This is a genomic window from Streptococcus mitis (genome assembly GCF_946190065.1).
GTDB lineage: Bacteria > Bacillota > Bacilli > Lactobacillales > Streptococcaceae > Streptococcus > Streptococcus mitis_DE.
This window is the reverse complement of sequence record NZ_CAMHZD010000025.1, coordinates 1-19,657: the sequence shown is the minus strand read 5'-3', so window position 1 is coordinate 19,657 and position 19,657 is coordinate 1. Positions and strand designations below refer to the sequence as shown.

Below are 19,657 nucleotides of genomic sequence, written 5' to 3'. Positions count from 1 at the left end.
CGAACACAGAAGTTAAGCCCTAGAACGCCGGAAGTAGTTGGGGGTTGCCCCCTGTGAGATATGGAAGTCGCTTAGCTTTAATCCGCCATAGCTCAGTTGGTAGTAGCGCATGACTGTTAATCATGATGTCGTAGGTTCGAGTCCTACTGGCGGAGTAGTTAAGAAAAAAGAGGTTTAGGCCTCTTTTTTTGTAATTAATAATCTATTTAGTGTTATTTGGTGTGAGATATTTTTGCTGAGTAAAGTTTCAGAGCCCTCCGTTTTCGATCAAGGAGATCTTTTTAGTACTTTAATTGAGGGTAGCGAAGAGGCTAAACGTTGCGGACTGTAAATATGATCCTTCGAGGGGTTCGCATCCTTCCGCTTCCATTATCTTAGTTTTTGAAATTTAGGTAGTATATTTGTTCCTATTCTGTCAACTTTTCCTATTTGTTATCTTTTTGAGGTTGGTATTTGAGCAATTCAGGATTTTATAATAACTGTTTATAATTTTTTGTTAGAATAAGGTCATAAAAAGAAAAGGAGTATATATTTATGCTACAAAGTATTTATGATCAGATGATGGATTTTTATAGAAATATTGAAGAAGAGTATGGTATGTTCTTGGGTGATAATTTTGATTGGGAACATGTTCATTTTAAGTTTTTGATTTATTATCTTGTCCGATATCGTATTGTGAGTCATCGGGATTTTATTGTTTACCATTATCGTGTTGCTTATCGTTTGTATCTTGAAAAATTGATAATGAAACAGGGTTTTGTTGCTTGATGAGACAGTATGAGTTAATTTCCGAACAACTTTTACTTTTTGTGGAAAAATAATGATAAATAGCCGGAATTTTTTCTAAAACATTTTTTAATAGTTGGAAATAGCAAATCTTTCTATTGTTTCTTCTTGATAAAAAGGCGATTTTTTCTTATAATAAATTGTAAGATATAATTGCAGGTGAGAGTCCTGCCATGTATGTGAGAAAGGAAGAGCCTGAGGGCTCAGACAAGATTATGACTTCAGTTGTTGTTGTAGGTACCCAATGGGGTGATGAAGGTAAAGGGAAGATTACAGACTTCCTTTCAGCGAATGCAGAAGTGATTGCGCGTTACCAAGGTGGTGATAATGCAGGTCACACGATTGTGATTGATGGCAAGAAGTTTAAATTGCACTTGATTCCATCTGGGATTTTCTTCCCTGAAAAAATCTCTGTTATTGGGAATGGTATGGTTGTAAATCCTAAATCTCTTGTGAAAGAGTTGAGCTATCTTCATGAGGAAGGTGTTACAACTGATAACTTGCGTATTTCTGATCGCGCGCATGTCATTTTGCCTTATCATATCGAGTTAGATCGTTTGCAAGAAGAAGCTAAGGGCGACAATAAGATTGGTACTACAATCAAGGGAATCGGTCCAGCTTATATGGACAAAGCTGCTCGTGTGGGAATTCGTATCGCGGATCTTTTGGATAAAGACATTTTCCGTGAGCGTTTAGAACGTAACCTTGCTGAAAAGAATCGTCTTTTTGAAAAATTGTATGACAGTAAAGCAATTGCTTTCGATGATATTTTTGAAGAATATTACGAATATGGTCAACAAATTAAGAAATATGTGACAGATACATCTGTTATTTTGAATGATGCGCTTGATAACGGTAAACGTGTGCTTTTTGAAGGTGCACAAGGTGTTATGCTAGATATTGACCAAGGTACGTATCCATTTGTTACGTCGTCAAACCCTGTAGCTGGTGGTGTGACAATTGGTTCTGGTGTTGGTCCGAGTAAGATTGACAAGGTTGTTGGTGTATGTAAAGCCTATACGAGTCGTGTAGGAGATGGTCCTTTCCCAACTGAGTTGTTTGATGAAGTGGGAGAACGTATTCGTGAAGTAGGTCATGAATATGGTACAACAACTGGTCGTCCACGTCGAGTGGGTTGGTTTGACTCAGTTGTGATGCGTCATAGTCGTCGAGTTTCTGGTATCACTAATCTTTCATTGAACTCTATCGATGTTTTGAGTGGTTTAGATACAGTGAAAATCTGTGTGGCCTATGATCTTGATGGTCAACGTATTGACTACTATCCAGCTAGTCTTGAGCAATTGAAACGTTGCAAGCCTATCTATGAAGAGTTGCCAGGTTGGTCAGAAGATATTACTGGAGTTCGTAATTTAGAAGATCTTCCTGAGAATGCGCGTAACTATGTTCGTCGTGTGAGCGAATTGGTTGGCGTTCGTATTTCTACTTTCTCAGTAGGTCCTGATCGCGAACAAACAAATATTTTAGAAAGTGTTTGGTCCTAAGAAATTTTTAAGATTTGTTTAAGATAGGTCGGGTATACTATAGACAGTTACAAGAAGACCTCCTAACTTGTTGTAACAAATATCCTAAACTTTTCTTTTTCATAATAATCTCCCTATAGAGTCACCGCATTTGGTGGCTTTTTTTGTCTTGGGATTCATGATATAATAATAAAATCGACAAGTAGGAAAAGGAAAATTGATGAATTATACAGTTGAAGAAAAAGAAAGCTTCATGAGAGAGGCATTGAAAGAGGCTGAGATTGCTCTTGAACACGATGAAATTCCAATTGGCTGTGTGATTGTCAAGGACGGAGAAATCATTGGCCGTGGGCATAATGCGCGTGAGGAGTTGCAACGAGCGGTTATGCATGCGGAGATTATGGCTATAGAGAATGCGAACCTGAGTGAGGAGAGCTGGCGCTTGCTTGATTGCACGCTTTTTGTGACCATTGAGCCTTGTGTCATGTGTAGTGGGGCAATTGGACTCGCCCGTATTCCCAACGTGGTCTATGGGGCTAAAAACCAGAAATTTGGCGCTGCTGGGAGTTTGTACGATATCTTGACAGATGAGCGTCTTAACCATCGTGTAGAGGTTGAAACGGGAATTTTGGAAGATGAATGCGCAGCTATTATGCAGGACTTTTTTAGAAATAGACGGAAAAAATAATTTTGCTTTTAAAATGAATAGGAATGTGATATAATAAATAGTGGAGCAACAGTTCTGCGTGAAGCGGGTCAGGGGAGGAATCCAGCAGCCCTAAGCGATTTGAATTGTGTGCTCTTTTTTTCGTGCTTTTTCCGAATAAATAAGATAGAATAATCTAGAATAAATGATAATAGAAAAGAGAAGATGATGAAAATTCGTGGTTTTGAATTGGTTTCGAGTTTTATAGATGAGAATTTATTGCCAAAGCGTGAGACAGCGCATGCGGCTGGTTACGACTTAAAGGTTGCTGTGCGTACGGTTATTGCGCCAGGAGAGATTGTCTTGGTTCCGACAGGGGTTAAGGCTTATATGCAGCCGAATGAGGTTCTCTACCTCTATGATCGTTCTTCAAACCCTCGTAAAAAGGGCTTGGTTTTAATTAATTCAGTTGGGGTCATTGATGGGGATTATTATGGAAATCCTGGGAATGAAGGGCATATTTTTGCACAGATGAAGAATATCACAGATCAAGAAGTTGTTCTTGAAGTTGGAGAACGTGTGGTCCAGGCTGTCTTTGCTCCTTTCTTAATTGCAGATGGAGATATGGCTGATGGCGTTCGAACTGGTGGATTTGGATCGACAGGGCACTAGGATGAAGATTATCTTTGTGCGTCACGGGGAGCCAGATTATCGTGAGTTAGAGAAGCGTTCTTATACGGGATTTGGGATAGATTTGGCACCCTTATCTGAGAAGGGACGGCAGCAGGCTCAGGAACTGAGCACCAATCCTTTATTCTCTTCAGCTGAAATAATCATATCTTCTGCAGTCACAAGAGCTTTAGAAACGGCTTCTTATGTGGCTTGTGTTACTGGACTTCCTTTGAGAGTGGAGCCATTATTGCATGAATGGCAGGTCTATGAAAGTGGCACAGATAATTTTGAAAAAGCTCGTACTATGTTTCTAGAAAATAAGGGGGAGTTACTTCCTAATAGTCCTATTCAATATGAGACATCTACGGAGATGAAGTCTCGTTTTCTAGAATGCATGGCTAAGTATCGATATTACCAGACCGTGATAGTGGTAACTCACAACATGCTCATGCGTCAGTTTGTGCCAAATGAGAAGATTGATTTTTGCCAAGTGATTGAGTGTGAGTTAGAGATATAGAAAGAGGTTTATCATCGCAAAGAAAAAAGCGACATTTGTGTGTCAAAATTGTGGGTATAATTCCCCTAAATATCTGGGACGTTGTCCTAACTGTGGGTCTTGGTCTTCTTTTGTAGAAGAGGTTGAGGTTGCCGAGGTCAAGAATGCGCGTGTGTCCTTGACAGGTGAGAAAACCAAGCCCATGAAACTGGCTGAGGTGACTTCAATCAATGTCAATCGAACCAAGACGGAGATGGAGGAATTCAACCGTGTACTTGGAGGCGGAGTGGTACCAGGAAGTCTCGTCCTAATCGGTGGGGATCCTGGAATAGGGAAATCAACCCTTCTCCTACAAGTCTCAACCCAGCTGTCTCAAGTGGGAACGGTTCTTTACGTCAGTGGGGAGGAGTCTGCCCAGCAAATCAAGCTACGAGCAGAGCGCTTGGGTGATATTGATAGCGAGTTTTATCTCTATGCAGAGACCAATATGCAGAGTGTTCGAGCTGAGGTAGAAAGAATCCAGCCAAACTTCCTCATTATTGACTCCATTCAGACCATTATGTCTCCTGAGATTTCAGGGGTGCAGGGGTCTGTTTCTCAAGTGCGTGAGGTGACAGCTGAACTTATGCAGCTGGCTAAAACAAATAACATTGCCATCTTTATCGTAGGTCATGTGACCAAGGAAGGAACATTAGCTGGGCCTCGTATGTTGGAGCATATGGTGGATACGGTGCTTTACTTTGAAGGGGAGCGCCACCATACCTTCCGTATTTTAAGAGCGGTCAAAAACCGTTTTGGTTCTACCAATGAAATTGGGATTTTTGAGATGCAGTCGGGCGGATTGGTTGAGGTCCTCAATCCGAGTCAAGTTTTCCTAGAAGAGCGTTTGGATGGGGCAACTGGTTCATCAATCGTTGTGACCATGGAAGGGACGCGTCCGATTTTGGCGGAGGTTCAGGCTTTGGTAACACCGACCATGTTTGGAAATGCTAAGCGTACGACGACAGGACTTGATTTTAATCGTGCTAGCTTGATTATGGCTGTTTTGGAAAAGCGTGCAGGTCTTCTCTTGCAAAATCAGGATGCTTATCTCAAATCTGCTGGTGGTGTTAAATTGGATGAACCTGCCATTGACTTGGCCGTTGCGGTTGCTATTGCTTCGAGCTATAAAGACAAGCCAACCAACCCTCAGGAATGTTTTGTGGGAGAACTGGGCTTGACAGGAGAGATTCGGCGCGTGAATCGTATCGAACAACGTATCAACGAAGCTGCTAAATTGGGCTTTACTAAGATTTATGTACCCAAAAATTCCTTGACAGGAATCACTCCGCCCAAGGAAATTCAGGTCATTGGAGTAACAACGATTCAGGAAGTTTTGAAAAAGGTCTTTGCATAATCCGTGACAAATCCTTTTAAAAATGATAAGATAGGAGAAATATTTGACTATCAAATTTTCGAGGAGGGAATCGTGTCGTATTTTGAACAGTTTATGCAAGCCAATCAGGCTTATGTTGCCCTACATGGGCAGTTAAATCTGCCACTTAAACCCAAAACAAGAGTGGCTATTGTGACCTGTATGGACTCTCGTCTGCACGTTGCGCAAGCCCTAGGTTTGGCACTTGGGGATGCTCATATCTTGCGGAATGCAGGAGGTCGAGTGACTGAGGACATGATTCGTTCGCTAGTTATTTCCCAGCAACAAATGGGGACAAGAGAGATTGTGGTGTTGCACCATACAGACTGTGGTGCTCAGACTTTTGAAAATGGTCCTTTTCAGGAGTATCTGAAAGAGGAATTAGGTGTCGATGTGTCAGACCAGGATTTCTTGCCCTTCCAAAATATAGAGGAGAGTGTGCGCGAGGATATGCAACTCCTTATCGAGTCTCCCCTAATACCAGATGATGTCATTATCTCTGGTGCTATTTACGATGTGGATACAGGAAGTATGACAGTCGTAGAATTATAAATACTTCATTTAGAAAGAAAGAAAGTGTATGAAGAAAAACAGTATTTTATTTATTTTTATCTTATTGCTATGTATTGGTTTGCAGTATGAAACTATCTACTATACGGATGGTTCGATGTCAGGTGCGGAATATGGACTAATGGGAGTTTCTATCTTTCTAGCTCTCTTTTACATGATTCCGGCTCTTTATTTCCTTTTCCGTATTGGGAAAAAATGGGAATTGCCAAAGAACGCTTTGATTCTGTCTTTATTGGGTGGGATGTTCCTTTCAGGCTGGTTGTCTAGCTTTGCTAATACTTATATCCATGATTTATTGGAGTTTCTTTTCCCAGATAGTGCATTTTTAAATGCCTTTGAAAGTGCTATTGTGGCTCCTTTGGTAGAAGAACCCTTGAAATTATTGCCACTTGTTTTTGTTTTAGCTTTGGTTCCTGTGCGAAAATTAAAATCTTTGTTTTTACTTGGAATTGCTTCTGGTTTGGGATTTCAAATGATTGAGGATATTGGCTATATTCGTATGGATTTGCCAGAGGGCTTTGACTTTACTATTTCGAGAATTTTAGAGCGTATCATCTCAGGAATTGCCTCTCACTGGACTTTTTCAGGTCTGGCTGTAGTAGGTGTTTACTTGCTTTACAGAGCTTATAAAGGGCAGAAGGTTGGCAAGAAAGAGGGGCTTATTTTCCTAGGTTTAGCCTTGGGAACTCATTTCTTGTTTAATTCTCCTTTTGTTGAATTGGAGACAGAATTGCCCCTAGCGATTCCAGTGGTGACGGCTATTGCTCTCTATGGTTTTTATCAGGCTTATCGCTTTGTTGAGAAGAACGATGAGTTGATGAACTAGAATATTTTTTAAAAGAATGATGCAAGGGTACAAATATGGTGCCCTTCTTTTATTTTTGATTGAAAAATAGTGTAAAAAGCGCTACAATGGTAGATGGAAAATCTTGTGAAAAGCACAAGCGATACATATATACCGGAGGAAATCATGTCTTTTTCTGATTTAAAGCTGTTTGCCCTTTCTTCTAATCAAGAATTGGCAAAACGTGTGACGCAGGAGATTGGGATAGAGTTGGGGAAATCAAGTGTTCGCCAATTTTCAGATGGAGAGATTCAGGTCAACATCGAAGAATCAATCCGTGGGAAACACGTCTTTATCCTACAATCAACTAGCTCGCCTGTAAATGACAATCTGCTTGAAATTTTGATTATGGTGGATGCTTTGAAGCGTGCGAGTGCAGAATCTGTCAATGTTGTCATGCCTTACTATGGGTATGCACGTCAGGATAGAAAGGCGAGAGCGCGTGAGCCAATCACTTCAAAACTTGTTGCAAATATGCTTGAAGTAGCTGGAGTGGATCGTTTATTGACCATCGACTTGCATGCTGCGCAGATTCAAGGATTCTTTGATATTCCTGTGGATCATTTGATGGGAGCTCCTCTGATTGCGGATTATTTTGAGCGTCGTGGCATGGTTGGTTCTGACTATGTGGTTGTCAGCCCAGACCATGGAGGGGTGACTCGTGCTCGTAAGTTGGCTGAGTTTTTGAAAACATCTATCGCTATCATCGACAAACGTCGCAGTGTTGATAAGATGAATACCAGTGAAGTCATGAACATCATCGGTAAGGTCGAAGGCAAGACTTGTATCTTGATTGATGATATGATTGATACTGCTGGAACGATTTGTCACGCTGCAGATGCCCTTGCAGAAGCTGGTGCTGTTGAAGTCTATGCAAGCTGTACGCACCCAGTTCTTTCTGGTCCTGCTATGGACAATATCCAAAACTCAGCTATCAAGAAATTGGTTGTTTTGGATACCATCTATCTGCCAGAAGAGCGTTTGATTGATAAGATTGAGCAGATTTCAATCGCTCATCTCCTAGGGGATGCTATCGTACGTATCCATGAAAAACGCCCACTTTCTCCACTTTTCAGTATTGAGAAAAAGATTTAATGACCAAGCCTGAGATAATTCTCAGGTTTTTTTCGTCTCTTTTGCGAATAAATAGATAGTAACAGTGAATCTAGGAAAACTAGATTTAATACTCTTCGAAAATCAAATTCAAACCACGTCAACGTCGCCTTGCCGTACTCAAGTACAGCCTGCGGCTAGTTTCCTAGTTTGCTCTTTGATTTTCATTGAGTATAAGACTATGGTATAATAAAAGGAGGAAAAGGATGATTCTCAGACATCCGGGCATCAGCCCAACCAATGATTTAGTTGCTAAGAAGATTTTTAGCAATCCAGAAATCACTTGTCAATTTATACGCGATATGCTGGACTTGCCAGCAAAAAATGTGACCATTTTGGAGGGAAGCAATATTCATGTCTTGCCTTCCCTGCCTTATTCAGCGCAGGATTTCTATACCAGTATAGACGTCTTGGCAGAGTTGGACAATGGGACACAGGTTATTATCGAAATTCAGGTGCATCATCAAAATTTTTTCATTAATCGCCTGTGGGCTTATTTGTGCAGTCAGGTCAATCAAAATCTTGAAAAAATTCGCCAGCAAGAAGGCAATACTCATCGAAGTTACAAACACATCGCACCAGTATATGCTATCGCAATTGTGGACGGCAACTACTTTCAGGATGATTTAGCCTTTCACAGTTTTAGTATGCGAGAGGATACGACGGGTGAGGTTTTGACAATTACAAACAATGGACAGGAAAACCATCTAGTAAAGATGGCATTCTTAGAACTAAAAAAGTACAGAGAGACCAGCAAGGATAGTGTTCGCAAGCCGTGGTTGGAGTTTTTTGGGAATAAACCCTTTACCCAAGAACCCGAGCGAGCCATTAGCCAAGCAGACCAACTGCTGGACTACAAGAGCTGGTCCGAGGAGGACAGGAAAATGTTTAGTGAACAACGCAGACGCGAAGAACAAGCCTTGTTAGCACAGGACTATACTTTGTAACAAGCTGAAGAAAAAGGACTGAAAAAAGGATTAGTAAATCTCGTTCGCCAGCATCTTTTAACCGTTGAGGTTGCCAGCCAGCAATTAGGCATGACAGTAGCTGAGTTTGAGTCACTCTTATAAGACCATCACAAGTAATAGCATTCTTGGAATTAAAAAAATACAGAGAAACCAGCAAAGATGAGGTTCGTAAGCCGTGGTTGGAGTTTTTCGGCAACAAACCCTTTACTCAGTAGCCAGAGCGATCCATCAGCCAGGCAGACCAACTGCTGGACTACAAGAGCTGGTCCGAGGAGGACAGGAAAATGTTTAGTCAACTACGTATGCGAGAAGAGAAAGCCTTGTTAGCACAGGACTATGCCTTGGAACAAGCTGAAGAAAAAGGATTAGAGCGTGGGAAAGTTGAAGGAAGGGAAACTTTTTGCCTTTTTAGATATGGTATGTCAACATGTTTTAACTTCCGAAGTTGCCAGTCAGCAGTTGTAGCTGCAACAGCAGCTATTAACGCAGCTCCAGTTCATGCATATGGTAACTGGTCAGGATGGGATGGTAGTGCAGGAAACCCAACACACCAAGATGGTGTAGTTGCTCCAGCTAACCAATACAAACCAGCGAAGCCAGTTACTAACCCACGCGGTTCTAATGACAACGGTTATGGTACTCCAACGCATACAAAAGGTACAGTTGCTGTAACAGTTATCGATCTTTCTACTGGTAAACCAGTAGCAGGTGCGACTGTTGACTTCAACGCTGGTGGTAAAACTTCATCAGTAACAACAGGTGCTGATGGTGTTGCTACTTTGTCAGATGTTGAACCAGGAACAGCCGTTTCGTATCGTTTGAATGTTCCAGCTGGATATGAGGAAGACTCATACAATGGTCATGTTACAGCAGTTGCTGGTAATGTTCCTGCAACATTCTCAATTCGCCCAGCAACACTTCAAAACAACCGCGATACAATTCATCCAGCACAACCAGGTCAATCATATGGTGAAGAAGTTAAATCACCATGGGTTAAAGATGACAAAGGTCAATGGAGCTATGTTCTTGATGAAAAAGGAACAAAAGCTACTGGTTGGAAACAAATTGATGGCAAATGGTACTATGCTTATAGTTCAGGAGCTCTTGCTGTCAGGACTACAATCAATGGTTACACAGTAAATGCCAACGATGAGTGGGTTTAAAAGTGTAAAATTTACCATAGAAAATGTAAATAATGAAAAGAAAATAAAAAGAAAGCTTATAAAACAGGCTTTCTTTTTCTGTTAAGAGAGGTATATTTGGGAATCAATATAAAAATATAAATGTAAAGATAAAATAACCTATCACTTGATTATATTTTTAGAAAGCGTTATAATAAACCTAAATATGATTCTAAAAAAGGGGTTTCAAAAATGGATAAAAAGAAAATGATTTTAACTAGCTTGGCTAGTGTGGCTGTTTTGGGAGCGGCATTTGCGGCATCTCAACCATCAGTCGTGAAAGCTGCAGAGGATAATACAGCTACTGCTTCATCTCAACCAGCTGGCACAACTGATACATCAGCAACTAATTCAAATAGCGCAACTAACCCTGCTGGAAATTCTGAGACAACAGAGCAACCAGCGGCTACTCAGCCAGCAGAAACTGGAGCTACTGACACTTCTAAATCAGAAGTTACAAGTCCAGAAATTAAACAAGCTGAAGCTGACGCTAAAAAAGCTGAAGGAAAGGTTACTGAAGCTCAAGCTAAAGTAGATACAACGACTGCAGCAGCTAAAGAAGCTGATACAAAACTTGAAGCAGAGAAAAAAGAAGCTGCTGATGCTAAAGTTGCAAAAACTGAAGCTGAAGAAGCTAAAAAAACTGCAGACGATGAATTAGCTGCAGCAAAAACAAAAGCTGCTGAAGCTGACGCTAAAGCTAAAGAAGAAGCGAAGAAAGAAGAAGATGCTAAGAAAGAAGAAGCAGATTCTAAAGATGCTTTAACCGAGGCTTTAAAACAATTACCTGATGATAACGCATTACTCGACAAAAAAGCAAAAGAGGAATTGTTGAAGGCTGTTGAATCTGGTGAATTAAAAGCTGGTGATGTTCTTGCTGAATTAGCAGATGATAATGAAAAAGCTGAAGCTAATAAAGAAACTGAGAAAAAATTAAGAAATAAAGACCAAGCTAATGAAGCTAACGTTGCAACAACTCCAGCTGAAGAAGCTAAATCTAAAGATCAATTACCAGAAAACATTAAAGCTGGAATTGACAAAGCTGAAAAAGCAGATGCTGCTCGTCCTGCATCTGAAAAATTACAAGACAAAGCTGATGACTTAGGTGAAAAAGTTGATACGCTTAAAGAAGATGCTGATGCATTAAAAGCTGAAGAAGATAAAAAAGCTGAAGCTCTTAAAAAACAAGAAGATACATTAAAAGAAGCTGAAGAAGCTCTTAAATCAGCTACAGATAACGGTTCTGATTCTGATATTGTTTCTTCATTAGATAAAGCTGTTAAGGCGATTAAAAAAGAGCGTGATGCTGCACAAAATGCATTTGATCAAGCTGCTTCGGATACTAAAGCTGTTGCTGATGAGCTAAACAAACTTACTGATGAGTACAACAAAGCTCTTGATGAAGTAAAAGCTGCTAAAGAAAAAGAGGCTAACGAGCCAGCTAAACCAGTAGAAGAAGAACCAGCTAAACCAGCAGAAAAAACAGAAGCTGAAAAAGCTGCTGAAGCTAAAGCAGAAGCCGATGCTAAAGTTGCTGAATTGCAGAAAAAAGCAGACGAAGCTAAAACAAAAGCAGATGAAGCTACAGCTAAGGCAGAAAAAGAAGCTGCTGATGTAAAAGCTGCACAAACTAAAAAAGAAGAAGCAGATAAAGCTAAAACTGAAGCAGAAACTGAATTAGCTACAGCTAAAGCAGAAGCTGAAAAAGCAAAAGCAAAAGTTGAAGAACTTAAAAAAGAAGAAGCTGAAACTAGAACTGCTCTTAAAGATGCATTAGATCAATTAGAAAAAGATATCGATGCTGATGCTAAGATTACAAATAAAGAAGAAGCCAAAAAAGCATTAGGTAAAGAAGATATTTTAGCTGCAGTTGAAAAAGGCGACTTAACTGCAGGAGATGTTCTTAAAGAATTAAAAGGTCAAAATGAGACTGCTGAAGCTAACAAAAATCAAGATCCACAAGCAGACGAAATTGGCGCTACAAAACAAGAAGGAAAACCTCTTGCTGAACTTCCTACTGCTGATAAAGAAAAATTAGACGCTGCTTACAACAAAGAAGCTTCTAAACCAATCGTTAAAAAACTTCAAGATATCGCTGATGATATCGCTGAAAAAATTGAAAAATTAACTAAAGTAGCTGATAAAGACAAGGCTGATGCTACTGAAAAAGCTAAAGCTGTAGAAGAAAAAAATGCTGCATTAGATAAACAAAAAGAAACTTTAGAAAAAGCTAAAACTGCACTTGCAACAGCTAAGAAAAACAATGCTGAACAATCTATCCAAGATGGATTACAAGATGCTGTAACTAGATTAGAAGCTGCTGTTGCTTCTGCTAAAACTGCTGCAGATGAAGCTCAAGCTAAATTCGACGAAGTTAACGAAGTAGTGAAAGCTTACAAAGATGCAATCGATGAACTAACTGATGATTACAACGCAACTTTAGGTTATATCGAAAACTTAAAAGAAGTTCCTAAAGGTGAAGCACCAAAAGACTTCGCAGGTGGAGTAAATGATGATGAAGCAACTACTGAGCCTGCTAAGGAAGCGGATGAGGTTCCAACGGTTCCTAATGCTCCAGAATTCAATGGTGGGGTAAATCCTGCTGACGCTCCTACAGCTGAAGAAAAACCTGAATTCACAGGTGGAGTAAACGATGAAGAAGCGCCTACAACACCAGCAACTCCAGAGTTCAATAGTGGTGTAAATGATGATAATGCTCCTACTCAACCTAATAATCCTGAATTCAACGGAGGAGTAAATGATACAACACCTCCTACTGAACCTAATAAACCAGAGGGAGAAGCTCCAAAACCATCTAAACCTGAAACTTCAAACGGAGATGCACTTGTACAACCAGAACTTCCAGAATTCAATGGTGGAGTGAATGATACAACACCTCCAACTCCTGCAAAACCTGAAGGAGAAACTCCAAAACCAACTAAACCAGAAGCTTCAAACGGAGATGCACTTGTACAACCAGAACTTCCAGCATTCAAAGGCGGAGTTAACGCTGTTGAAGCTGCTGTTAATGAAATTCCAGAGTTTGGTGTTAATAACCCTGAAATCAAAAAAATCTTAGACGAAATCTCTAAAGTAAAAGAGCAAATCAAAGACAGCGAAGAAAATGAAGGTGTTGAAGATTATTATAAAGATGGATTAAAAGATCGTCTAGCTGATTTAGAAGATGCCTTAAATACTTTAATTAATAATAAAGCTGAGGTTCTATCTGGAAGTAATGATACAGAAGACTTAAAAGTCACACGCTATGTTGATATTGCTACTAACGCTGATATTTTGAATGCTGAAGAAGGTCATTTCAAAGGTAAATCAATTGCAGGTTATACTTTTGTGAAATCTGAAGAAAAAGATGGTATTATTACTAACTATTACAAAAAAGTAACTAATCACTATTCTACTCCAAATTCAGATCCAAGACTAACACCAACTCCTGGAAATCCTGTTCCAAATGAATCACAAGCTCCAACACCAGCTCCGGCTACACCAACAGCTGAGACACCATCAACTCCTGCGGTTGCACCAACTGTAGCAGGTACTAGCAAAGATAATACATATCAAGCTCCAGCTGCGAAAGCAGAAGATAAGAAAGAACTTCCTAACACTGGTGGTAAAGATAATGTTGCAGTTGCATCATTAGGATTCCTTGGATTGCTCCTAGGTGCCCTTCCATTTGTGAAACGCAAAAACTAATTAGTTGAAGATATAAAAGAGAAGGATTATGACCTTCTCTTTTTGTGATATGGACTATAGTGAGAGTTCTATTGAAAGAAGAAAAAAGTGAACAAAACGATGTTTCAGATTTGTTCACTTTTATATTATTCTATAAATTTACAACAAAGCCTCAAACTCAGCAACGGACATGCCCAACTGCTGGCTGGTAACCTCGGAAGTCAGGAGACCTTGACGAACCATGTCTAAGAAGGCAAAAAGTTTCCCTTCTTCCCTTCCTTCAACTTTCCCACGCTCTAAGCCTTTTTCTTCAGCTTGTTCCAAGGCATAGTCCTGTGCTAACAAGGCTTGTTCTTCGCGTCTGCGTTGTTCACTAAACATTTTCCTGTCCTCCTCGGACCAGCTCTTGTAGTCCAGCAGTTGGTCTGCTTGACTGATGGCTCGCTCGGGTTGTTGGGTAAAGGGCTTATTCCCGAAAAACTCCAACCACGGCTTTCGAATCTTGTCTTTGCTGGTTTCTCTGTATTTTTTAGTTCCAAGAATGCCATCTTGACTAGATGGTTTTCTTGTCCATTATTGGTTATGGTTAAAATCTCACCTGTCGTGTCCTCACGCATACTAAAGCTATGAAAAGCTAAATCATCTGAGAAGTAATTACTATCCACAATTGCGATAGCGTATACTGGTGCGATGTGTTTGTAACTCTGGTGCGTATTGCCCTCTTGCTGGCGAATTTTTTCGAGGTTTTGATTGACCTGACTACACAGGTAAGCCCACAAACGATTAATGAAAAAGTTCTGATGATGCACCTGAATTTCAATGATTACTTGAGTGCCATTGTCCAACTCCGCCAAAACATCTATACTGGTATAGAAATCCTGCGCTGAGTAAGGTATGGAAGGCAAGATATGAATATTACTTCCCTCCAAAATGGTCACATTTTTTGCTGGCAAGTCTAGCATGTCGCGGATAAATTGACAAGTGATTTCTGGGTTGCTAAAGATTTTCTTAGCAACCAAATCGTTGGTCGGGCTGATGCCCGGATGACGTACAGTCATACTTCCTCTCCTTTCATTATACCATAGTTTTAAATCTAGGTTTACTAGATTTACTGACTCTATCTATTTATTCGGAAAAAGGATGAAAAATACTCGGTCTGGCTCTTCCCAATGGTATTTTTTGGTGCTTTCCTTTATAATGGGTGTATGGATAAGAAAAAATTATTATTGATTGATGGGTCTTCTGTTGCTTTTCGGGCGTTTTTTGCGCTCTATCAGCAGTTGGACCGTTTTAAGAATGCGGCTGGTTTGCATACCAATGCAATTTATGGTTTTCAGTTGATGTTGAGCCATTTGTTGGAGCGGGTTGAGCCAAGTCATATTTTGGTGGCTTTTGATGCGGGAAAGACGACCTTCCGGACAGAGATGTATGCGGACTATAAGGGTGGTCGAGCTAAGACTCCTGATGAGTTTCGTGAGCAATTTCCCTTCATTCGTGAGTTGCTGGATCATATGGGGATTCGTCATTATGAGTTGGCTCAGTATGAGGCGGATGACATCATTGGGACACTGGATAAACTAGCAGAGCAGGATGGTTTTGATATTACCATTGTCAGTGGGGACAAGGATTTGATTCAGCTGACGGATGAGCATACGGTGGTTGAGATTTCCAAGAAAGGTGTGGCTGAGTTTGAGGCTTTTACGCCAGAATATCTTATGGAAAAGATGGGGATTACACCGACTCAGTTTATCGATCTCAAGGCGCTCATGGGTGATAAGTCGGATAATATTCCTGGGGTAACTAAAATCGGTGAAAAGACGGGTATCAAGCTCTTGCTGGAGCATGGCTCACTCGAGGGGATTTATGAGAATATCGATGGGATGAAGGTTTCTAAGATGAAGGAAAATCTCATCAATGATAAGGAACAGGCCTTTTTGTCAAAAACACTGGCGACCATTGATACCAAGGCACCGATTGAGATTGGTTTGAAGGATTTAGTCTATAGCGGTCCAGATGTGGAAAATCTTGGAAAATTCTACGATGAGATGGGCTTCAAACAGCTCAAGCAGGCTTTAAATGTGTCGTCAGCTGATGTGGCTGAGAGTTTGGACTTTACTATTGTTGAGCAAGTCAGTCAAGATATGCTGAGTGAAGAATCTATCTTCCATTTTGAGCTTTTTGGTGAGAATTACCATACGGATGATTTGGTTGGTTTTGCCTGGTCTTGTGGGGATAAACTTTATGCTACAGACAAGCTTGAGCTGTTGCAAGACCCGATTTTCAAGGACTTCTTAGAAAAAACACCTCTGAGGGTGTATGACTTTAAGAAGGCTAAAGTTCTCTTGCATCGTTTTGGTGTGGATTTGCAGGCGCCTGGTTTTGACAGCCGTTTGGCTAAATACCTCCTTTCGACTGTGGAGGACAATGAAATTCCGACTATTGCTAGTCTTTATGGTCAGACTTACTTGGTTGATGATGAGACCTTCTACGGTAAAGGTGTTAAAAAGGCTATTCCTGAACGTGAGAAATTCTTGGAGCATTTAGCTCGTAAGCTTGCTGTTTTGGTCGAAACAGAACCTGTTTTACTTGAAAAACTCAGCGAAAATGGGCAATTAGAGCTTCTTTATGATATGGAGCAACCTCTGGCTTTTGTTCTTGCCAAGATGGAAATTGCTGGGATTACGGTCAAGAAAGAGACCTTGCTTGAGATGCAGGCTGAAAATGAGCTTGTCATTGAAAAACTGACTCAGGAGATTTATGAACTGGCTGGTGAGGAGTTTAATATCAACTCGCCTAAGCAGTTGGGCGTGCTTCTCTTTGAAAAATTGGGGCTACCTCTAGAATACACTAAGAAAACCAAGACAGGTTATTCTACAGCCGTGGATGTCTTGGAGCGACTGGCTCCTATTGCTCCAATTGTTAAGAAAATCCTCGATTACCGTCAGATTGCCAAGATTCAGTCTACTTATGTGATTGGCTTGCAGGACTGGATTTTGGCTGATGGCAAGATTCATACTCGCTATGTGCAGGATTTGACCCAGACTGGGCGTTTGTCTAGTGTGGATCCAAACTTGCAAAATATTCCTGTACGATTGGAACAAGGGCGCTTGATTCGGAAGGCTTTTGTGCCAGAGTGGGAGGATAGTGTCCTTCTCAGCTCGGACTATTCACAGATTGAATTGCGTGTTTTGGCACATATCTCTAAAGACGAGCACTTGATTAAGGCCTTCCAAGAGGGGGCAGATATCCATACTTCAACAGCCATGCGGGTCTTTGGCATTGAACGTCCTGAGGATGTGACTGCAAATGATCGTCGCAATGCTAAGGCGGTTAACTTTGGAGTGGTTTACGGGATTTCAGACTTTGGTTTGTCTAATAATTTGGGCATTAGCCGTAAGGAAGCCAAAGCCTATATTGATACCTACTTTGAACGCTTCCCAGGTATTAAAAACTACATGGATGAAGTAGTGCGTGAGGCGCGTGATAAGGGCTATGTAGAGACACTTTTCAAGCGTCGTCGTGAGTTGCCAGATATCAATTCGCGCAACTTCAATATTCGTGGTTTTGCAGAGCGGACAGCTATCAACTCTCCTATCCAGGGGTCGGCGGCAGATATTCTCAAGATTGCCATGATTCAGCTGGATAAAGCCTTGGTTGCAGGTAGTTATCAGACTAAGATGCTTCTGCAAGTGCACGATGAAATCGTACTTGAAGTTCCTAAATCTGAATTGGCAGAGATGAAAAAATTGGTCAAACAAACCATGGAAGAAGCCATTCAACTCAGTGTTCCCCTTATCGCAGATGAAAATGAAGGGGTAACCTGGTACGAGGCTAAATAAAAAGGGGGCTAGTCCTCCTTTTTTGTAGTAGAATTATGCAAGCCTTTTCAAAATGTGCTATACTGATGAAAAAGGAGGATTTCTATGAGTCAAGAATTTATCAATCCAAGTGATGGCGTGATTCGTCAGTATCTCGCAACGAGTAAAACCCTTGCTGTGGTGGGCTTGTCAGACCGTGAAGAAACAACTAGCAATCGAGTGACCAAGGAAATGCAGGCTCGAGGTTATAAAATCATCCCAGTCAATCCCAAGGCGGCAGGTGGCGAAATCTTGGGTGAAAAGGCTTATGCTAGCCTAGCTGAGATTCCTTTTCCTGTAGATATTGTTAATGTTTACCGTCGCAGTGAGTTTTTGCCAGATGTGGCGCGTGATTTTCTCAAAGCTGATGCCAAGATTTTTTGGGCACAGCTAGGACTTGAAAGTCTAGAAGCGGAAGAAATCTTGCGTGCTGGTGGATGTGATGATATCGTGATGAATCGTTGCATCAAGAGAGAACATACACGCTTGATTGAGGAAGTATAAGAAAAAGGTAGCTGGTGGGCTACCTTTTGTGTTATACTCAATAAAAATCAAAGAGCAAACTAGGAAACTAGCCGCAGGTTGCTCAAAACACAGTTTTGAGGTTGTGGATAGAACTGACTAAGTCAGTAACCATACCTACGGCAAGGCGACGTTGACGTGGTTTGAAGAGATTTCCGAAGAGTATTAGAAAATGCCGATAAGGGTCTGCATACCAAGACTAGTGAGGATGATGGCAATCCAGCAGATGGCTCCGAGAACAATGGATTTTCCGCTGGATTTGACCATAGCTACCAGATTGGTTTTGAGACCGATAGCACTCATGGCCATGATAATGAGGAATTTGGAAAGTTGTTTGAGAGGGGTAAAGAAACTACTGGATACCCCGAGAGAGGTCAGTAGGGTGGTTAGGAGAGATGCGAGGATAAAGTAAAGGATAAAAAGTGGGAAGACTTTTTTCAGTTGCAAGCCTTGCTTATTTTTTTGTTCACGACTTTGCCAATAGGAGAGAAAGAGAGTGATGGGGATAATAGCAAGGGTTCGCGTAAGTTTGACAATGGTTGCGGATTCGAGGGTATTACTTTGGTAGAGGCTGTCCCAGGCGCTAGCTGTGGCGGTTACAGAGGAAGTATCATTGACCGCAGTTCCTGCAAAGAGAGCGAAGCCGTCATTGGATAGATGAAGCCAGGTGCCTAGAGTTGGAAAGATGAGCGCAGCCAAGACATTGAAGAAAAAGATAACAGAGATGGCTTGGGCTACTTCCTTTTCCTTGGCGTGAATAACGGGCGCTGTTGCCGCAATGGCAGAGCCCCCACAGATAGAAGAACCTACTCCAATCAAGGTAGCCAGTTTTGTGTCCAATGCAAAGAAGCGCTGGAAAAGGTAGGCAACAATCAAGGCTATTGAAATGGTGGACAGGATGACAGGGAGTGAAGATTGCCCAACTGCGAAGACTTGCGAGATATTGAGACCAAAACCAAGCAAGATAACGGCATACTGGAGCAATTTCTTGGAACTAAAGGTCAACCCCGCATCCAGTTGTTTATAGGATGAGAGAAAGGGATGGAGAAGCATGCCTATGAAAATCGCAAAGACAGGCGCGCCAATAACAGGGAAGAACCCTCCTAAGTACCAAGATAGGATGGAAATGAGAAGGCAGGCCAAGATGCCTGCTCCATTTTTGGATAGAAATGACATAAAAACCTCCAAATAGAATCTGTTACCATTATAGACCTGTAAAGAGGAAAAGTAAAATAGAAAGTGGAGCCTAATAATTATTTGACAAGTAGTGCTAATTATGTAATAATAATCTTACAAGAACTGTAACGAAGTCTTGGCAAAAACAAAAATACCAGAGCTCCACCTCGAGTCTACTGAAAAAGTCATCAACTTGATGGCTTTTTTGTTATACTAGAGATGAGGTGAAATAATGCTTGATAAT

The 19,657-nt window shown here is 41.0% G+C and carries 14 protein-coding genes, 1 tRNA gene, 1 other RNA gene and 3 pseudogenes; 17 read left to right on the top strand and 2 right to left on the bottom strand.

Annotated elements, in window-relative coordinates; all coding sequences use genetic code 11:
- Positions 1-81: 81 nt before the first annotated feature.
- From OCF96_RS09370 to OCF96_RS09300, 15 genes and pseudogenes are all read left to right on the top strand, one after another.
- Positions 82-155: transfer RNA gene (locus tag OCF96_RS09370), tRNA-Asn, on the top strand.
- Between the two features lie 379 nt (positions 156-534).
- The gene (comW, locus tag OCF96_RS09365) at positions 535-768 is read left to right on the top strand and encodes a sigma(X)-activator ComW (protein WP_000941923.1); all 234 of its coding nucleotides are present in this window, start codon (positions 535-537) and stop codon (positions 766-768) included.
- 233 nt (positions 769-1,001) lie between these two features.
- Complete coding sequence (locus OCF96_RS09360; protein WP_261040006.1) at positions 1,002-2,288, top strand: adenylosuccinate synthase; 1,287 nt, start codon at positions 1,002-1,004, stop codon at positions 2,286-2,288.
- A 199-nt stretch (positions 2,289-2,487) separates the two neighbouring features.
- The gene (tadA, locus tag OCF96_RS09355; RefSeq protein ID WP_203179982.1) at positions 2,488-2,955 is read left to right on the top strand and encodes a tRNA adenosine(34) deaminase TadA; all 468 of its coding nucleotides are present in this window, start codon (positions 2,488-2,490) and stop codon (positions 2,953-2,955) included.
- Positions 2,956-2,987: 32 nt separating this feature from the next.
- Positions 2,988-3,085: signal recognition particle sRNA small type (gene ffs / locus OCF96_RS09350), an RNA gene on the top strand.
- A gap of 56 nt (positions 3,086-3,141) precedes the next feature.
- Positions 3,142-3,585 (top strand): dUTP diphosphatase, encoded by a 444-nt coding sequence (locus tag OCF96_RS09345; RefSeq protein ID WP_261447002.1) that lies wholly within the window; start codon positions 3,142-3,144, stop codon positions 3,583-3,585.
- The gene (locus tag OCF96_RS09340) at positions 3,545-4,102 is read left to right on the top strand and encodes a histidine phosphatase family protein (RefSeq protein WP_261447001.1); all 558 of its coding nucleotides are present in this window, start codon (positions 3,545-3,547) and stop codon (positions 4,100-4,102) included. Before OCF96_RS09345 ends, OCF96_RS09340 begins: the two co-directional genes overlap by 41 nt.
- A gap of 13 nt (positions 4,103-4,115) precedes the next feature.
- On the top strand, positions 4,116-5,477 hold the full coding sequence (gene radA / locus OCF96_RS09335; RefSeq protein ID WP_247953655.1) for a DNA repair protein RadA: 1,362 nt from the start codon (positions 4,116-4,118) through the stop codon (positions 5,475-5,477).
- Between the two features lie 72 nt (positions 5,478-5,549).
- Positions 5,550-6,047: a beta-class carbonic anhydrase gene (locus OCF96_RS09330; protein ID WP_077804518.1), complete on the top strand. Its 498-nt coding sequence runs from the start codon at positions 5,550-5,552 to the stop codon at positions 6,045-6,047.
- A gap of 28 nt (positions 6,048-6,075) precedes the next feature.
- Complete coding sequence (locus OCF96_RS09325; protein ID WP_261040000.1) at positions 6,076-6,891, top strand: PrsW family intramembrane metalloprotease; 816 nt, start codon at positions 6,076-6,078, stop codon at positions 6,889-6,891.
- 144 nt (positions 6,892-7,035) lie between these two features.
- Positions 7,036-8,004 (top strand): ribose-phosphate diphosphokinase, encoded by a 969-nt coding sequence (locus OCF96_RS09320; RefSeq protein ID WP_261447000.1) that lies wholly within the window; start codon positions 7,036-7,038, stop codon positions 8,002-8,004.
- A 224-nt stretch (positions 8,005-8,228) separates the two neighbouring features.
- Positions 8,229-9,092: pseudogene (locus OCF96_RS09315) on the top strand (Rpn family recombination-promoting nuclease/putative transposase).
- A gap of 14 nt (positions 9,093-9,106) precedes the next feature.
- Positions 9,107-9,455: pseudogene (locus tag OCF96_RS09310) on the top strand (Rpn family recombination-promoting nuclease/putative transposase); the annotation flags it as partial.
- Positions 9,410-10,153, top strand: a complete 744-nt coding sequence (locus tag OCF96_RS10225) for a carboxypeptidase-like regulatory domain-containing protein (RefSeq protein ID WP_315899002.1) — start codon at positions 9,410-9,412, stop codon at positions 10,151-10,153. The pseudogene OCF96_RS09310 and the gene OCF96_RS10225, both read left to right, overlap by 46 nt.
- A 210-nt stretch (positions 10,154-10,363) precedes the next feature.
- Complete coding sequence (locus OCF96_RS09300) at positions 10,364-13,879, top strand: SIALI-17 repeat-containing surface protein (RefSeq protein ID WP_261040031.1); 3,516 nt, start codon at positions 10,364-10,366, stop codon at positions 13,877-13,879.
- Positions 13,880-14,017: 138 nt separating this feature from the next.
- Here OCF96_RS09300 and OCF96_RS09295 read toward each other — a convergent pair.
- A pseudogene (locus OCF96_RS09295) lies at positions 14,018-14,916 on the bottom strand (Rpn family recombination-promoting nuclease/putative transposase).
- A 147-nt stretch (positions 14,917-15,063) separates the two neighbouring features.
- Between OCF96_RS09295 and polA the strand changes: the two are divergent.
- Positions 15,064-17,697, top strand: a complete 2,634-nt coding sequence (gene polA, locus OCF96_RS09290; RefSeq protein WP_261446999.1) for a DNA polymerase I — start codon at positions 15,064-15,066, stop codon at positions 17,695-17,697.
- An 84-nt stretch (positions 17,698-17,781) separates the two neighbouring features.
- Positions 17,782-18,219, top strand: a complete 438-nt coding sequence (locus OCF96_RS09285) for a CoA-binding protein (protein WP_049487508.1) — start codon at positions 17,782-17,784, stop codon at positions 18,217-18,219.
- Between the two features lie 183 nt (positions 18,220-18,402).
- On the opposite strand, the gene OCF96_RS09280 is transcribed toward OCF96_RS09285, so the two are convergent.
- Positions 18,403-19,413, bottom strand: coding sequence for a YeiH family protein (locus OCF96_RS09280; RefSeq protein ID WP_261446998.1), 1,011 nt, complete (start codon positions 19,411-19,413; stop codon positions 18,403-18,405).
- Positions 19,414-19,657: the final 244 nt, after the last annotated feature.

Excerpts from the sequence above, each read along its gene's own strand:
- comW (WP_000941923.1), top strand. The coding sequence starts at position 535 with ATGCTACAAAGTATTTATGATCAGATGATGGATTTTTATAGAAATATT.
- OCF96_RS09360 (WP_261040006.1), top strand. The coding sequence starts at position 1,002 with ATGACTTCAGTTGTTGTTGTAGGTACCCAATGGGGTGATGAAGGTAAA.
- tadA (WP_203179982.1), top strand. The coding sequence starts at position 2,488 with ATGAATTATACAGTTGAAGAAAAAGAAAGCTTCATGAGAGAGGCATTG.
- OCF96_RS09345 (WP_261447002.1), top strand. The coding sequence starts at position 3,142 with ATGAAAATTCGTGGTTTTGAATTGGTTTCGAGTTTTATAGATGAGAAT.
- OCF96_RS09340 (WP_261447001.1), top strand. The coding sequence starts at position 3,545 with ATGGCGTTCGAACTGGTGGATTTGGATCGACAGGGCACTAGGATGAAG.
- OCF96_RS09325 (WP_261040000.1), top strand. The coding sequence starts at position 6,076 with ATGAAGAAAAACAGTATTTTATTTATTTTTATCTTATTGCTATGTATT.
- OCF96_RS09320 (WP_261447000.1), top strand. The coding sequence starts at position 7,036 with ATGTCTTTTTCTGATTTAAAGCTGTTTGCCCTTTCTTCTAATCAAGAA.
- OCF96_RS10225 (WP_315899002.1), top strand. The coding sequence starts at position 9,410 with ATGTCAACATGTTTTAACTTCCGAAGTTGCCAGTCAGCAGTTGTAGCT.
- OCF96_RS09300 (WP_261040031.1), top strand. The coding sequence starts at position 10,364 with ATGGATAAAAAGAAAATGATTTTAACTAGCTTGGCTAGTGTGGCTGTT.
- polA (WP_261446999.1), top strand. The coding sequence starts at position 15,064 with ATGGATAAGAAAAAATTATTATTGATTGATGGGTCTTCTGTTGCTTTT.
- OCF96_RS09285 (WP_049487508.1), top strand. The coding sequence starts at position 17,782 with ATGAGTCAAGAATTTATCAATCCAAGTGATGGCGTGATTCGTCAGTAT.
- OCF96_RS09280 (WP_261446998.1), bottom strand. The coding sequence starts at position 19,413 with ATGTCATTTCTATCCAAAAATGGAGCAGGCATCTTGGCCTGCCTTCTC.